Origin of the sequence: Bradyrhizobium sp. B117 (assembly GCF_038969555.1) — a bacterium.
Taxonomy (GTDB): Bacteria; Pseudomonadota; Alphaproteobacteria; order Rhizobiales; family Xanthobacteraceae; genus Bradyrhizobium.
In genome coordinates this window covers 4,371,589-4,385,665 of sequence record NZ_CP152414.1, presented here as the reverse complement: position 1 = coordinate 4,385,665, position 14,077 = coordinate 4,371,589, and the positions used below count along the sequence as shown (strand labels likewise).

The 14,077-nt window shown below is 63.9% G+C and carries 25 protein-coding genes; all 25 read right to left on the bottom strand.

The features are described from left to right. Positions 1 to 125: 125 nt before the first annotated feature. The 25 genes from rplO to rpsL all read right to left on the bottom strand — a co-directional run bounded on the left by rplO (position 126) and on the right by rpsL (position 14,030). Positions 126 to 611 (bottom strand): 50S ribosomal protein L15, encoded by a 486-nt coding sequence (rplO, locus tag AAFG16_RS21550; protein WP_018322273.1) that lies wholly within the window; start codon positions 609 to 611, stop codon positions 126 to 128. A gap of 73 nt (positions 612 to 684) precedes the next feature. Next, entirely contained in the window at positions 685 to 891 is a 207-nt protein-coding gene (gene rpmD / locus AAFG16_RS21545) for a 50S ribosomal protein L30 (protein ID WP_027564398.1), read from the bottom strand. 24 nt (positions 892 to 915) lie between these two features. Next, complete coding sequence (rpsE, locus tag AAFG16_RS21540) at positions 916 to 1,509, bottom strand: 30S ribosomal protein S5 (protein ID WP_008136332.1); 594 nt, start codon at positions 1,507 to 1,509, stop codon at positions 916 to 918. Positions 1,510 to 1,553: 44 nt separating this feature from the next. Beyond that, positions 1,554 to 1,916, bottom strand: coding sequence for a 50S ribosomal protein L18 (rplR, locus tag AAFG16_RS21535; protein WP_007603036.1), 363 nt, complete (start codon positions 1,914 to 1,916; stop codon positions 1,554 to 1,556). An 11-nt stretch (positions 1,917 to 1,927) separates the two neighbouring features. Then, positions 1,928 to 2,461, bottom strand: coding sequence for a 50S ribosomal protein L6 (rplF, locus tag AAFG16_RS21530; protein ID WP_283086237.1), 534 nt, complete (start codon positions 2,459 to 2,461; stop codon positions 1,928 to 1,930). Between the two features lie 16 nt (positions 2,462 to 2,477). Continuing rightward, positions 2,478 to 2,876, bottom strand: a complete 399-nt coding sequence (rpsH, locus tag AAFG16_RS21525) for a 30S ribosomal protein S8 (RefSeq protein ID WP_018322269.1) — start codon at positions 2,874 to 2,876, stop codon at positions 2,478 to 2,480. A 14-nt stretch (positions 2,877 to 2,890) separates the two neighbouring features. Then, positions 2,891 to 3,196, bottom strand: coding sequence for a 30S ribosomal protein S14 (gene rpsN, locus AAFG16_RS21520; protein ID WP_018322268.1), 306 nt, complete (start codon positions 3,194 to 3,196; stop codon positions 2,891 to 2,893). Positions 3,197 to 3,242: 46 nt separating this feature from the next. Beyond that, a complete protein-coding gene (gene rplE, locus AAFG16_RS21515; protein ID WP_018647250.1) occupies positions 3,243 to 3,800 on the bottom strand; it encodes a 50S ribosomal protein L5 in 558 nt (185 codons plus the stop codon). Next, complete coding sequence (rplX, locus tag AAFG16_RS21510; protein ID WP_018647249.1) at positions 3,793 to 4,107, bottom strand: 50S ribosomal protein L24; 315 nt, start codon at positions 4,105 to 4,107, stop codon at positions 3,793 to 3,795. The genes rplE and rplX overlap by 8 nt, the downstream gene beginning before the upstream one ends. Beyond that, a complete protein-coding gene (rplN, locus tag AAFG16_RS21505) occupies positions 4,107 to 4,475 on the bottom strand; it encodes a 50S ribosomal protein L14 (RefSeq protein WP_007603030.1) in 369 nt (122 codons plus the stop codon). The genes rplX and rplN overlap by 1 nt, the downstream gene beginning before the upstream one ends. Positions 4,476 to 4,559: 84 nt before the next feature. Continuing rightward, positions 4,560 to 4,808: a 30S ribosomal protein S17 gene (rpsQ, locus tag AAFG16_RS21500; protein ID WP_007603028.1), complete on the bottom strand. Its 249-nt coding sequence runs from the start codon at positions 4,806 to 4,808 to the stop codon at positions 4,560 to 4,562. Between the two features lie 13 nt (positions 4,809 to 4,821). After that, positions 4,822 to 5,028 (bottom strand): 50S ribosomal protein L29, encoded by a 207-nt coding sequence (gene rpmC, locus AAFG16_RS21495; protein ID WP_011088144.1) that lies wholly within the window; start codon positions 5,026 to 5,028, stop codon positions 4,822 to 4,824. A gap of 5 nt (positions 5,029 to 5,033) precedes the next feature. Beyond that, the gene (rplP, locus tag AAFG16_RS21490; RefSeq protein WP_008136349.1) at positions 5,034 to 5,447 is read right to left on the bottom strand and encodes a 50S ribosomal protein L16; all 414 of its coding nucleotides are present in this window, start codon (positions 5,445 to 5,447) and stop codon (positions 5,034 to 5,036) included. Between the two features lie 30 nt (positions 5,448 to 5,477). Further along, positions 5,478 to 6,203, bottom strand: coding sequence for a 30S ribosomal protein S3 (rpsC, locus tag AAFG16_RS21485; RefSeq protein ID WP_027564403.1), 726 nt, complete (start codon positions 6,201 to 6,203; stop codon positions 5,478 to 5,480). Positions 6,204 to 6,221: 18 nt separating this feature from the next. Next, positions 6,222 to 6,611, bottom strand: coding sequence for a 50S ribosomal protein L22 (rplV, locus tag AAFG16_RS21480; protein ID WP_035729589.1), 390 nt, complete (start codon positions 6,609 to 6,611; stop codon positions 6,222 to 6,224). Positions 6,612 to 6,621: 10 nt separating this feature from the next. Continuing rightward, entirely contained in the window at positions 6,622 to 6,900 is a 279-nt protein-coding gene (rpsS, locus tag AAFG16_RS21475) for a 30S ribosomal protein S19 (protein ID WP_007603021.1), read from the bottom strand. Between the two features lie 12 nt (positions 6,901 to 6,912). Further along, positions 6,913 to 7,746, bottom strand: coding sequence for a 50S ribosomal protein L2 (gene rplB / locus AAFG16_RS21470; protein ID WP_342740448.1), 834 nt, complete (start codon positions 7,744 to 7,746; stop codon positions 6,913 to 6,915). Positions 7,747 to 7,758: 12 nt separating this feature from the next. Next, positions 7,759 to 8,061: a 50S ribosomal protein L23 gene (locus tag AAFG16_RS21465; protein ID WP_027564406.1), complete on the bottom strand. Its 303-nt coding sequence runs from the start codon at positions 8,059 to 8,061 to the stop codon at positions 7,759 to 7,761. Further along, positions 8,058 to 8,678 carry a 50S ribosomal protein L4 gene (rplD, locus tag AAFG16_RS21460; RefSeq protein WP_018647243.1) on the bottom strand — a complete coding sequence of 207 codons (621 nt, stop codon included), beginning with the start codon at positions 8,676 to 8,678 and terminating at the stop codon, positions 8,058 to 8,060. The genes AAFG16_RS21465 and rplD overlap by 4 nt, the downstream gene beginning before the upstream one ends. A 1-nt stretch (position 8,679) precedes the next feature. Continuing rightward, on the bottom strand, positions 8,680 to 9,393 hold the full coding sequence (rplC, locus tag AAFG16_RS21455) for a 50S ribosomal protein L3 (RefSeq protein WP_283086235.1): 714 nt from the start codon (positions 9,391 to 9,393) through the stop codon (positions 8,680 to 8,682). Between the two features lie 51 nt (positions 9,394 to 9,444). Beyond that, positions 9,445 to 9,753, bottom strand: a complete 309-nt coding sequence (gene rpsJ, locus AAFG16_RS21450; protein ID WP_002712302.1) for a 30S ribosomal protein S10 — start codon at positions 9,751 to 9,753, stop codon at positions 9,445 to 9,447. 81 nt (positions 9,754 to 9,834) lie between these two features. After that, entirely contained in the window at positions 9,835 to 11,025 is a 1,191-nt protein-coding gene (gene tuf, locus AAFG16_RS21445; protein WP_028177965.1) for an elongation factor Tu, read from the bottom strand. Positions 11,026 to 11,066: 41 nt separating this feature from the next. Then, positions 11,067 to 13,139 (bottom strand): elongation factor G, encoded by a 2,073-nt coding sequence (gene fusA / locus AAFG16_RS21440; protein WP_342740447.1) that lies wholly within the window; start codon positions 13,137 to 13,139, stop codon positions 11,067 to 11,069. Positions 13,140 to 13,172: 33 nt separating this feature from the next. After that, positions 13,173 to 13,643: a 30S ribosomal protein S7 gene (gene rpsG / locus AAFG16_RS21435; RefSeq protein ID WP_018647239.1), complete on the bottom strand. Its 471-nt coding sequence runs from the start codon at positions 13,641 to 13,643 to the stop codon at positions 13,173 to 13,175. 15 nt (positions 13,644 to 13,658) lie between these two features. Further along, positions 13,659 to 14,030 carry a 30S ribosomal protein S12 gene (rpsL, locus tag AAFG16_RS21430; RefSeq protein ID WP_007603006.1) on the bottom strand — a complete coding sequence of 124 codons (372 nt, stop codon included), beginning with the start codon at positions 14,028 to 14,030 and terminating at the stop codon, positions 13,659 to 13,661. Positions 14,031 to 14,077 lie beyond the last annotated feature (47 nt).

The following is a 14,077-nucleotide window of genomic DNA, read 5'->3' as shown; positions in this document are numbered from 1 at the left end:
CGCCGTCATGCCCGCGGCCGGGCTACATTAGAGCGGAAACCGGACATTATCTGGGGCTCGGCTTCGATAAGTCCATCGTCCCGCGTGCGTAAAGGCCCGCGAGGCGCGGGCCAATGACGCAGTTGTTACGCCGCCTCGCCTTCTTCCTTGGCAGGGGCGAGGATCTTCACCGAGCCGCCGGCCTTCTCCACCGCCGCGATCGCGGTCTTGGTGGCGCCATGCACTTCGATGTTGAGCTTGGACTTGAGCTCGCCACGGCCGAGCAGCCGCAGGCCGGCCTTGGCGCGGCGCAGCACGCCGCCCTTCACCAGGGCCTCGACGTTCACGACGCTGCCGGCGTCGATCTTCTTCGCATCAACCGCTTCCTGGAGCCGGTCGAGATTGATCTCGGCGAACTCGACGCGGAAGATGTTGTTGAAGCCGCGCTTGGGCAGACGGCGATGCATCGGCATCTGGCCGCCTTCGAAACCCTTGATGCGCACGCCCGAACGCGCGGTCTGGCCCTTGCCGCCGCGGCCGGACTGCTTGCCCTTGCCCGAACCGATGCCGCGGCCGACGCGCATGCGCTTCTTGCGCGAGCCGGCGTTGTCGGCGATATCGCTGAGCTTCATCGCCCTTCTCCTTGTGTCTTGCGCATGATCGTCACCGAAGACCGGCACCCGGTTTCGGGATCATGCGCCCTGCTTACTTCTCGTCGACGATGCGGACGAGATGGTGAACCTTGTCGATCATGCCGCGCACCGCCGGGGTATCCGGCAGTTCGCTGGTGCGGCCGATCTTGTTGAGCTTGAGCCCGATCAGGGTCGACCGCTGCGAGTGATGGCGGCGGATCGCGCTGCCGGTCTGCTCGAGCTTGATCGTCTTGCTGGACTTAGCGGCGTCCTTGGCCATGGGAGTCTACTCCGAAAGCTTCCGTTAGTCGGCAGCCGCCTCGGCATCGCCGCCGATACGGCGGGACTGCAGAGTGGACACCTTGATGTTGCGGCGGGCTGCGACCGAACGCGGCGAATCCTGATGCTTCAGCGCGTCGAAGGTCGCGCGAACCATGTTGTACGGGTTCGACGAGCCGATCGACTTCGCCACCACGTCCTGGACGCCGAGCGTCTCGAACACGGCGCGCATCGGGCCGCCGGCGATGATGCCGGTACCGGCGGGAGCGGCACGCAGGTAGACACGGCCCGCGCCATGACGGCCGGCGATGTCGTGATGGAGCGTGCGGCCCTCGCGCAGCGAGACCCGGGTCAGATTGCGCTTGGCGGATTCAGTCGCCTTGCGGATCGCCTCGGGCACTTCGCGCGCCTTGCCGTGACCGAAGCCGGCGCGGCCCTTCTGGTCGCCGATCACGACCAGCGCTGCGAAACCGAAGCGCTTGCCGCCCTTGACGACCTTGGCCACGCGGTTGATGTGGACCAGCTTGTCGACGAACTCGCTGTCGCGCTCCTCGCGCTCCTTGCGTTCACGTCCGCCGCCGCGTTGATCGCGTCCACCACGTTGTTCGCGTTCTGCCATTTTTCCAATCCTTCAGAGGCTTACGCCTCAATCCTCAAATTCCGTTAGAAGCTCAGCCCGCTCTCACGCGCGGCGTCGGCGAGAGCCTTGACGCGGCCGTGATAGAGGTAGCTGCCGCGATCGAACACGACTTCCTTGACGCCCTTCTCGGCGGCGCGCTCGGCCAGCAGCTTGCCGACCGCCTTCGCCGCATCGATGTCGGCGCCGGTCTTGCCGCCGTCGCGCATCGACTTCTCGAGCGAGGAGGCAGAGGCCAGCGTCTCGCCCTTCAGGTCGTCGATGACCTGGGCGTAGATGTGCTTGGACGAGCGGAACACCGACAGACGCGGACGGCCGCCACCGGAGCGGCGCAGCTTCAGCCGCACACTCCGCTTGCGCCGGGCATTCGTAACCTTGGCTTTGGACATGACCGGCTCCGTTACTTCTTCTTGCCTTCCTTGCGGAAGATGAATTCGCCAACATACTTCACGCCCTTGCCCTTGTAGGGCTCCGGCGGACGGTAGGCGCGGATCTCGGCCGCGACCTGGCCGACGCGCTGGACGTCGCTGCCGGTGACCGTGATCTCGGTGGGCTTCGGCACGGTGATCGTGATCCCTTCCGGGATCGGATAGATCACGTCGTGGCTGTAGCCGAGCGCGAGCTGCAGGTTCTTGCCCTGCATCGCGGCGCGGTAACCGACGCCGGTGATCTCGAGCTTCTTCTCGAAGCCCTTGGTGACGCCTTCGACCAGATTCGCGACCTGGGCGCGAGCGGTGCCGTAGAGCGCGCGGGCGCGGTTGGTCTCGGCGCGAGGCTTGACCTTGATCTGGCCGCTCTCGAGCTTCACCTCGACGTCGTCATGGACGACGAACTGAAGCTGGCCCTTCGGCCCCTTCATCTTGACGGTCTGCCCGTCAACGGTCGCGGTCACACCCGACGGAACCGCCACAGGCCTTTTGCCAACTCGTGACATGGATCAAAAATCCTTCTCAGAACACCGTGAAGAGGACTTCACCGCCCACATTCGCGTCGCGCGCGCTGTGGTCGGCCATGATCCCCTTCGGCGTCGACAACACCGAAATGCCGAGCCCGTTGTTGACCCGCGGCAGGTTCTTCACCGAGGCGTAGACGCGACGCCCGGGCTTGGAGACACGTTCGATCTCGCGGATGACGGGCTCGCCGTCGAAATACTTCAGCTCGATCTCGATCTCGCTGCGGCCCGAGGAGTGCTCGAGCGTGGCGTAACCGCGGATGTAGCCCTCGGACTTGAGCACCTCGAGCACGTTCTCGCGCATCTTCGAGCCGGGCGTCGAGACCTTGGTCTTCGAGCGCATCTGCGCGTTGCGGATGCGGGTGATCAGATCGCTGATTGGATCGTGCGTAGACATCTAAACGACCCTCCTTACCAGCTCGACTTCACGAGGCCCGGGACCATGCCCTTGGAGCCAAGTTCGCGCAGCGCGATACGGGACAGCTTGTTCTTGCGATAGTTCGAGCGCGGGCGGCCCGACAGCTCGCAGCGCAGGCGAATGCGGGTCGCCGACGAGTTGCGCGGCATTTCCGCCAGCTTCAACGTCGCCGCGAAACGCTCTTCCATCGGCAGCTTCTTGTCGGCGATGATCGCCTTCAACCGCTCGCGCTTGGCGGCGGCGTTCTTCACCATCCGCTTGCGCCGGTTGTTCTTCTCGACTGAACTCTTCTTTGCCATGCTTGGCTCCTGGGTATCCGCGTTTGAGAGGCTTTAGGTCAGCGTCTCACTGCCGGAACGGGAAATTGAAAGCGGTCAACAAGGCCCTCGCCTCTTCGTCGGTCTTGGCCGTGGTGCAGACGGTGATGTCCATACCGCGGGCTTCCGTGACCTTGTCGAAGTCGATCTCGGGGAAAATGATGTGCTCCTTGATGCCGAGCGAGTAGTTGCCGCGGCCGTCAAAGCTCTTCGGGTTCAGGCCGCGGAAGTCGCGGACGCGCGGCAGCGCGACCGTCACCAGGCGATCGATGAACTCGTACATGCGGGCCTTGCGCAGCGTGACCTTGCAGCCGATCGGCTGGTTCTCACGCAGCTTGAAGGTCGCGATCGCAATACGCGAATAGGTCACGATCGCCTTCTGGCCGGCGATCTGGGTCAGCTCGGCGGCGGCGGTCTCGGCCTTCTTGCGGTCGTTGACGGAATCGCCAACGCCCATGTTCAGCACGACCTTGTCCAGGCGCGGAACCTGCATCACGTTCTCATAACCGAACTTCTCGGTCAGGGCCGTGCGGATCTTCGCATCGTATTCCGCGCGCAGGCGCGGGGTGTAAGCGGCCTCAGCCATCGATCTCAGCTCCCGAGCTCTTGGCGATGCGGACCTTCTTGCCGTCCGCCAGAATCTTGAATCCGACGCGGGTCGGCTTTCCGTCCTTGCCGACATACGCGATGTTGGACAGTTGGATCGGCGCCTCTTTCGAGATGATGCCGCCCTCCTGGGCCTGCGTCTGCTTCTGGTGACGCTTGACCATGTTGACGCCGCGCACCAGCGCGGTGCCGGCGTCGGGACGAACCTCGAACACTTCGCCGGTGCGGCCCTTGTCGCGGCCGGTCAGCACGACGACCTTGTCGCCCTTGCGGATCTTCGCAGCCATCACAGCACCTCCGGCGCGAGCGAGATGATCTTCATGTGGTTCTTGGCGCGCAGCTCGCGCGGCACGGGCCCGAAGATACGGGTGCCGACCGGCTCCGACTGGTTGTTGATCAGCACGGCGGCGTTGCGGTCGAAGCGGATGACCGAACCGTCGGCGCGGCGGATGTCCTTGCGGACGCGCACCACGACGGCCTTCATCACGTCGCCCTTCTTCACCTTGCCACGCGGAATCGCTTCCTTGATCGAGACGACGATGATGTCGCCGATCGTGGCGTAGCGGCGCTTGGAGCCCCCGAGCACCTTGATACACATGACACGGCGTGCGCCAGAATTGTCGGCCACGTCGAGGTTGGTCTGCATCTGAATCATTGATGCACCTCGTCCTCTTTCTAATTGCGCCAGCCCAGCCGGCGCTCAACATTTCCCTGAAGTCAGTCGGCTAAAGCCAACAGATCAGGCGCTTTTCTTGTGCTCGCCCCGGATCACGACCCAGCGCTTCAGCTTCGAAATCGGCTTCGATTCCTCGATCCACACCATGTCGCCCGGCTTGAACTCGTTGCTCTCGTCGTGCGCGTGGTAGTTCTTCGAACGGCGGATCGTCTTCTTGTAGATCGGGTGCGTGAAGCGGCGATCGACGCGCACCACGATGGTCTTGGCCTGCTTGTCGCTGACGACCACGCCCTGCAAAGTACGTTTCGGCATCTTCGTAAGCCTCTTACTTCTTCTTCGCGCGCGTCTGCGCGGCGACGGTCTTGATCCGGGCGATGTCACGGCGAGCCTCGCGCAGGCGCGAGGTGTTCTCGAGCTGCCCGGTGGCGCGCTGGAAGCGCAGGTTGAAGCGCTCCTTCTTCAGGTTCAGGATGGCGTCATCCTGCTGGTCGGGGCTCATCGCGCGGATGTCTTCGATCTTCATCTGTGCCATGGCCATTACTCCGCAATGCGCTCGACGAAGCGCGTCTTGATCGGCAGCTTGGCGGCCGCCAGGGTCAGCGCCTCACGCGCCGTCTGGGTGTTGACGCCGTCGATCTCGAACAGCACCCGGCCCGGCTTGACGCGCGCCACCCACAATTCCGGCGAACCCTTGCCGGAGCCCATGCGGACTTCGGCCGGCTTCTTCGACACCGGAACGTCGGGGAATACGCGGATCCAGACGCGGCCGGCGCGCTTCATGTGGCGGGTCAGCGCGCGGCGAGCGGCTTCGATCTGGCGCGCGGTGACGCGCTCAGGCTCGGTCGCCTTCAGGCCGAACTGGCCGAACGCCAACGTCGCGCCCGAAGACGCAACGCCGTGGATGCGGCCCTTATGCGCCTTCCGGAACTTCGTTTTCTTAGGTTGCATCATGGCTTTAAGCCCTCAAATTCCTGTCTGGCTTTAGGCTGCAGCCGTCTCGCGGCGCTGACGGCCGCCACGATCGCTGCTGCCGCCGGTCTCGCCTTCGGCCATTCTCTTGTCCTGGGCCATCGGATCGTGCTCGAGGATCTCGCCCTTGAAGATCCAGACCTTGACGCCGCAGGTGCCGAAGGTCGTGAACGCGGTCGCAACGCCGTAGTCTATGTCGGCGCGCAGCGTGTGCAGCGGCACGCGGCCTTCGCGGTACCACTCCATGCGCGCGATTTCCGCACCGCCCAGACGACCCGAGCAGTTGATGCGGATGCCTTCCGCGCCGAGACGCATCGCCGACTGCACGGCACGCTTCATGGCGCGGCGGAACGCCACGCGGCGCTCCAGCTGCTGCGCGATCGATTCCGCCACCAGCGTCGCATCGAGCTCCGGCTTGCGGATCTCGACGATGTTGATGACGACGTCGGACGAGGTGATGTCCGCGACCTTCTTGCGCAGCTTGTCGATGTCGGCGCCCTTCTTGCCGATCACCACGCCCGGACGGGCCGAGTGGATGGTGACGCGGCACTTCTTGTGCGGACGCTCGATCACGATGCGGGCGACGGCCGCCTGCTTGAGCTCCTTGTGCAGGATCTCGCGGATCTTGACGTCCTCGTGCAGCAGCTTGCCGTATTCCTGCTTGCCGGCGAACCAGCGGGAATCCCAGGTCCGGTTGATGCCGAGACGCAGACCGATCGGATTGATCTTTTGACCCATCGTTTTCTCCTGCGACCCTTAAGCCGCTGCTGCTTCGGCTTCGACCTGACGAACAATGATCGTCAGCTGCGAAAATGGTTTGTAGACACGGCCCGAGCGGCCACGGCCGCGGGCGGCAAAGCGCTTCATCACGAGGCCGTTGCCGACGAAGGCCTGCGCCACGACGAGATCGTCGACGTCGAGGTCGTGGTTGTTCTCGGCGTTGGCGATCGCCGATTCCAGGCACTTCTTCACGTCAACCGCGATCCGCTTGCGCGAGAACTGCAGGTCGGCGAGCGCCGCGGAAGCCTTCCGGCCGCGAATGAGCTGGGCGACCAGGTTGAGCTTCTGCGGACTCACCCGCAGCATCCGGGCGACCGCCTTGGCCTCGTTGTCGGCGAGGCTCCGTTCGCGCTTAGGTTTGCTCATCGTTTAATCCTCAAGCCTTCTTGGCTTTCTTGTCGCCGGAGTGGCCATGGAAGGTCCGGGTCGGCGAGAACTCGCCGAACTTGTGACCCACCATTTCCTCGTTGACGGCCACCGGCACGTGCTTCTGACCGTTGTAGACGCCGAAGGTCAGGCCGACGAACTGCGGCAGGATCGTCGAGCGACGGCTCCAGATCTTGATGACGTCGTGACGGCCGGACGAACGGGCGGCATCTGCCTTCTTGAGCAGAGAACCCTCGACGAACGGGCCTTTCCAGACTGAACGAACCATGTCCGGCGTTCCTTACTTCTTCCGCTTGTGGCGGCTTAGGAGAATGAATTTGTTGGTCGACTTGTTGGAGCGGGTCTTCTTGCCCTTGGTCGGCTTGCCCCACGGAGTGACCGGGTGGCGGCCGCCCGAGGTACGACCTTCACCACCGCCGTGCGGATGGTCGATCGGGTTCATCGAAACGCCGCGATTATGCGGCTTGCGGCCCAGCCAACGGTTGCGGCCGGCCTTGCCGATCGAGGTGTTCATGTGGTCCGGGTTCGACACCGCGCCGATCGTGCCGCGGCAACGGCCGTGCACCAGGCGCTGCTCGCCCGAGTTCAGACGGATGATGACGTAGTCCTGGTCGCGGCCGACGAGCTGGGCGTAGGTGCCCGCCGAACGGGCGAGCTGGCCACCCTTCCCGATCTTGACCTCGATATTATGGATGATCGTGCCGACCGGCATGTTGCCGAGCGGCATGACGTTGCCCGGCTTCACGTCGACATAGTTGCCGGCGACGATGGTGTCACCCACGGCCAGGCGCTGCGGCGCCAGGATGTAGGCCTGCTCACCGTCCTGATACTTAATCAGCGCGATAAACGCAGTGCGGTTGGGATCGTACTCCAGCCGCTCGACCGTCGCGGGCGCATCGACCTTGTCACGCTTGAAGTCGACGATGCGCAGCGTCTGCTTGTGACCACCGCCGCGGAAACGCACGGTGATGCGACCGGTGTTGTTGCGACCGCCCGAGGACTTCTTGCCCTCGGTGAGCGCCTTCAGCGGCTTGCCCTTGTACAGGGCCGAACGATCGACCATGACCAGCTGGCGCTGGCCCGGCGTCGTGGGATTGAATGTCTTCAGTGCCATCGTCTTACGACCTTACAGACCGGTGGTCACGTCGATCCGATGGCCCTCTTCGAGGGTCACGATCGCGCGCTTGGAGTTCGACTGCGAACCGAGATTGCCGCGGAAGACCTTGGTCTTGCCCTTGCGGACCAGCGTGTTGACGCTCTTGACCTTGACGTCGAACAGCTTCTCGATCGCTTCCTTGATCTGCGGCTTGGTCGCCTTCGCGGCCACCTTGAACAGCACCTTGTTGTGCTCCGAGGCGATCGTGGCCTTTTCGGTCACGACCGGCGACAGGATCACGTCGTAGTGGCGAGGCTCGATGTTCTTGCTCATTTGAAGCGCGCCTCCAGCGCATCGATGGCGGCCTTGGTCAGAACGAGCTTCTGACGGCGCAGGATGTCATAAACGTTGATGCCCTGGATCGGCAGCACGTCCATGTTCGGGATATTGCGGGCCGCGGCGGCAAAGCCGTTGTTGAGCTCGGCGCCATCGATGATCAGCGCGTTGGTCAGCCCGAGGCCCGAGAAGTGACCCAGCAGCGCCTTGGTCTTGGCGGCTTCCAGCGCGGCCTTCTCGATCACGACGAGATCGCCGTCCTTGGCCTTGGCCGAGAGCGCATGCTTGAGCGCGAGCGCGCGGACCTTCTTCGGCAGGTCGGTGGCGTGCGAACGCACCACCGGACCGAAGGCACGGCCACCGCCACGGAACTGCGGCACGCGGGCCGAGCCGTGACGAGCACCGCCGGTGCCCTTCTGCTTGTACATCTTCTTGCCGGTGCGCCAGATCTCGGCGCGGCCCTTGGCCTTGTGCGTGCCGGCCTGGCGCTTGTTGAGCTGCCACTGCACGCAGCGCGCGATGATGTCCTCGCGCGGCTCGAGACCGAAGATGGCGTCGGACAGCTGGACCGAGCCCGCTTCCTTACCTTCGAGGGTGGTGACCTTCAGTTCCATCTCACGCCTCCTGCGCAGCCGGAGCGGCGTCCGCGTCGCCAGCAACCTTGAACTTGCCGGGCTTCGGAGCTTCCTTCGGCAGCGGCTTCTTGACGGCGTCACGCACGCGGATCCAGCCGCCCTTGGAGCCGGGAACGGCGCCTTCGACAAGGATCAGGCCGCGCTCGACGTCGAGCTGAACGACGCGCAGATTGAGCGTGGTGATGCGGTCGACACCCATGTGGCCGGGCATCTTCTTGTTCTTCCAGGTCTTGCCGGGGTCCTGACGACCACCGGTCGAACCGATCGAGCGGTGCGAGATCGACACACCGTGCGTGGCGCGCAGACCGCCGAAGTTCCAGCGCTTCATACCGCCGGCGAAGCCCTTACCGACCGAGGTGCCGGTGACGTCGACGAACTGGCCGACGACGAAATGGTCGGCCTGGATCTCGGCGCCGACCGGGATCATGGCATCCGCGGTGACGCGGAATTCCTCGACCCGGCGCTTCGGCTCGACCTTGGCGACCGCGAACTGGCCGCGTTCCGCCTTGGGCATGTAAACGGTCTTGCGGGCGCCAGAACCGAGCTGGAGCGCGACGTAACCGTTCTTCTCTTCGGTGCGGTGGCCTACGACCTGGCAATTGCCGAGCTTCAGCACGGTCACGGGGATATGTTCGCCGGCCTCCGTGAAGACCCGCGTCATCCCGACCTTTTGTGCGATCACTCCGGAGCGCATCGGCTTGCTTCCTGTTCTCTTTGTCCGCTTTCGCGAACGGGATCCAAAATCTTAGAGCTTGATCTCGACGTCGACACCGGCGGCCAGGTCGAGCTTCATCAAAGCATCGACGGTCTGCGGGGTCGGATCGACGATGTCGAGCAGGCGCTTGTGGGTGCGCATCTCGAACTGCTCGCGGCTCTTCTTGTCGACGTGGGGCGAACGGTTGACGGTGAACTTCTCGATGCGGGTGGGCAGCGGAATGGGTCCGCGGACCTGCGCGCCGGTGCGCTTCGCCGTGTTCACGATCTCGCGGGTCGACGTATCGAGGATACGATGGTCGAACGCCTTGAGACGGATACGAATGTTTTGGCCGTTCATTGCCGTGGTCTCTCTTCAGTGGGTGGCGAATAGCGAATAGCGAATGTCACCACTCGCTACTCGCCGTCCCTATTCTCGTAATTACTCGATGATCGAGGCGACGACGCCGGCGCCGACGGTGCGGCCACCTTCGCGGATCGCGAAGCGGAGCTTCTCTTCCATCGCGATCGGCACGATCAGGTGCACTTCCATCGCGATGTTGTCGCCCGGCATCACCATCTCGGTACCTTCCGGCAGGTGCACGACACCGGTCACGTCGGTGGTGCGGAAGTAGAACTGCGGACGGTAGTTGGTGAAGAACGGGGTGTGGCGACCGCCCTCTTCCTTGGTGAGGATGTAAGCCTCAGCCTTGAACTTGGTGTGCGGCTTGACCGAACCCGGCTTGGCCAGAACCTGGCCGCGCTCGACGTCCTCACGCTTGGTGCCGCGGAGCAGCGCACCGATGTTGTCGCCGGCCTGGCCCTGATCGAGCAGCTTGCGGAACATTTCGACGCCGGTGACGGTGGTCTTCTGGGTGGCGCGGAGACCGACGATCTCGATTTCCTCGCCGACCTTGACGACGCCACGCTCGACACGGCCGGTCACGACGGTACCGCGGCCCGAGATCGAGAACACGTCTTCAACCGGCATCAGGAACGGCTGGTCGATCGGACGCTCCGGCTGCGGGATGTACTCGTCGACGTTGCGCATCAGCTCGAGGATGGCGTCGTGGCCGAGCTTCTTGTCCGAATCTTCGAGAGCGGCCAGCGCCGAACCCTTGATGATCGGGATCTTGTCGCCGGGGAATTCGTACTTCGAGAGCAGCTCGCGGACTTCGAGCTCGACGAGCTCGAGCAGCTCCGGATCGTCGACCATGTCGCACTTGTTGAGGAACACGACGAGCGCGGGCACGCCGACCTGGCGGGCGAGCAGGATGTGCTCGCGGGTCTGCGGCATCGGGCCGTCAGCAGCCGACACGACCAGGATCGCACCGTCCATCTGGGCGGCGCCGGTGATCATGTTCTTCACGTAGTCGGCGTGGCCGGGGCAGTCGACGTGGGCGTAGTGGCGGTTCTGCGTCTCATACTCGACGTGCGCGGTCGAGATGGTGATGCCGCGAGCCTTCTCTTCCGGCGCCTTGTCGATCTGGTCGTACGCGGTGAACGTCGCGCCGCCGGTCTCGGCGAGGATCTTGGTGATCGCCGCGGTCAGCGACGTCTTGCCATGGTCGACGTGACCGATGGTGCCGATGTTGCAGTGCGGCTTGTTACGTTCAAACTTTGCTTTGGCCATTTGACTCTCCGTTCAATCGTCAGCTTTCAGACCGACGACAATCAGGCAAACTTCTTCTGGACTTCTGCCGACACGTTGGCCGGCGCTTCTGCGTAGTGGTCGAACTGCATGGTGAAGGTCGCGCGACCCTGGCTCATCGAGCGCAGGTTGTTCACGTAACCGAACATGTTCATGAGCGGCACCATCGCGTTGATGACGTTGGCGTTGCCGCGCATGTCCTGACCCTGGATCTGACCGCGCCGGGAATTCAGGTCGCCGATGACCGAGCCGGTGTAGTCTTCCGGGGTCACCACTTCGACCTTCATGATCGGCTCGAGCAGGACGGACTTGCCCATCTGCAGCGCTTCGCGGAAGCAGGCGCGCGAGGCGATTTCGAAGGCGAGCGCCGACGAGTCGACGTCGTGATACTTGCCGTCGACGAGCTGCACCTTGACGTCGACCACGGGGAAGCCCGCGACCACGCCGGACGAGAGCACGCTCTCCAGGCCCTTTTCGACGCCGGGGATGTATTCCTTCGGCACCGCGCCGCCGACGATCTTCGATTCGAACTCGTAGCCCTTGCCGGGCTCGTTCGGCTCGACGATGAACGACACGGCCGCGAACTGGCCGGTACCGCCGGTCTGCTTCTTGTGGGTGTAGCTGTGCTCGACCCGCTTGGTGACGCGCTCACGGAACGCAACCTGCGGCGCGCCGATGTTGGCGTCCACCTTGTAGGTGCGCTTGAGGATGTCGACCTTGATGTCGAGATGCAGTTCGCCCATGCCCTTGAGGATGGTCTGGCCGGACTCGTGGTCGGTCGACACGCGGAAGGACGGATCCTCCGCGGCGAGCTTGGCCAGCGCCACGCCCAGCTTCTCCTGGTCGGCCTTGGACTTCGGCTCGATCGCGATCTCGATGACCGGCTCGGGGAATTCCATCTTCTCCAGGATCACCTGCTTGTCGGGATCGCACAGCGTGTCACCAGTGCGCGCTTCCTTCAGGCCGGCCAGCGCGACGATGTCGCCGGCATAGGCTTCCTTGATGTCCTCGCGGTTGTTCGCATGCATGAGCAGCATGCGCCCGATGCGCTCCTTCTTCTCGCGGGTCGAGTTCACGACGCCGGTGCCGCTCTGCAGGATACCGGAGTAGATGCGGCAGAAGGTGATGGTGCCGACGAACGGGTCGTCCATGATCTTGAACGCGAGCAGCGCCAGCGGCTCCTTGTCGTCCGCCTTGCGCACGACTTCGTTGCCCTTGTCGTCGGTGCCCTTGATCGCGGGCACGTCGAGCGGCGACGGCAGGTAGTCGACGACGGCGTCGAGCAGCGGCTGCACGCCCTTGTTCTTGAAGGCCGAGCCGCACAGCACGGGATAGAACGCGCCGGTCAGCACCGCCTTGCGGATCAGGCGCTTGAGGGTCGCCTCGTCCGGCTCCTTGCCGTCGAGATAAGCGGCCATGGCGTCGTCGTCGAGCTCGACGGCGGCTTCCACCATCTTCTCGCGATATTCCTTGGCCTGGTCGACGAGGTCTTCCGGGATGTCGACGTAGTCGAACTTCGCGCCGAGCGCTTCATCGTTCCAGACGACGCCCTTCATCTTCACGAGGTCGATGAGACCCTTGAAGTTATTCTCGGCACCGATCGGCAGCTGGATGGCGACGGGCTTGGCGCCCAGACGGTCGACGATGTCGGCCAGACACTTGAAGAAGTCGGCACCGATCTTGTCCATCTTGTTGGCGAAGACGATGCGTGGAACCTTGTACTTGTCGCCCTGGCGCCAGACGGTCTCGGTCTGGGGCTCGACGCCCTGGTTGGAGTCGAGCACGCAGACGGCGCCGTCGAGCACGCGCAGCGAACGCTCGACCTCGATGGTGAAGTCGACGTGGCCCGGCGTGTCGATGATGTTCAGTCGCTTGCCGTTCCAGAACGCGGTGGTCGCAGCCGAGGTGATCGTGATGCCACGCTCCTGCTCCTGCTCCATCCAGTCCATCGTCGCGGCACCTTCGTGCACTTCGCCGATCTTGTGGCTCTTGCCGGTGTAATAGAGGATGCGCTCGGTCGTCGTGGTCTTGCCGGCGTCGATATGCGCCATGATACCGAAGTTACGGTAGTCCTCGATGGCATGTTGGCGGGGCATGGGGTGTTCCTTGCGAGTCCGTTTGTTTCGCCGTTACCAGCGATAGTGCGAGAAGGCGCGGTTGGCTTCCGCCATCCGGTGCACGTCTTCACGCTTCTTGACGGCGTTCCCCCGGTTGTTCGATGCGTCCAAGAGCTCCGCCGAGAGCCGCTCGGTCATCGTCTTCTCGTTGCGCTCGCGCGCAGCCGCGATCAGCCAGCGAATGCCAAGGGCCTGCCGGCGGGTCGAGCGAACCTCGACCGGAACCTGGTAGGTCGCGCCGCCGACGCGGCGGGAGCGGACCTCGATCGTCGGCATGACGTTCTCGAGCGCCTGCTCGAACACGCCGAGCGGGTTCTGCTTGGTCTTGCTCTCGATGATACCGAACGCACCATAGACGATACCTTCGGCGACCGACTTCTTGCCGGCGTACATCACCGAATTCATGAACTTCGTGACGATGATGTTCCCGAACTTCGGATCCGGGAGAACTTCGCGCTTTTCCGCTGAGTGGCGACGAGACATTGAGCTGGTTCCCGCTTACTTCGGACGCTTGGCGCCGTACTTCGAACGACGCTGCTTACGGTTCTTGACGCCCTGGGTATCCAGAACGCCGCGGAGGATGTGGTAGCGCACGCCGGGCAAGTCCTTGACGCGGCCGCCGCGGATCATGACCACCGAGTGCTCCTGGAGGTTATGGCCCTCGCCGGGGATGTAGCCGATCACCTCGAAGCCGTTGGTCAGGCGCACCTTGGCGACCTTACGAAGCGCCGAGTTCGGCTTCTTCGGGGTCGTGGTGTAGACGCGCGTGCAAACGCCGCGCTTCTGCGGCGACTGCTGCAGCGCCGGCACCTTCTTGCGCGACTTCTGCACTTCACGCGGTTGAGCGATCAGCTGGTTGATCGTCGGCATCCTGGCCTTACCCTTTGTTCTGTCGCGGCCCCTTCCGGGCCCGCTGT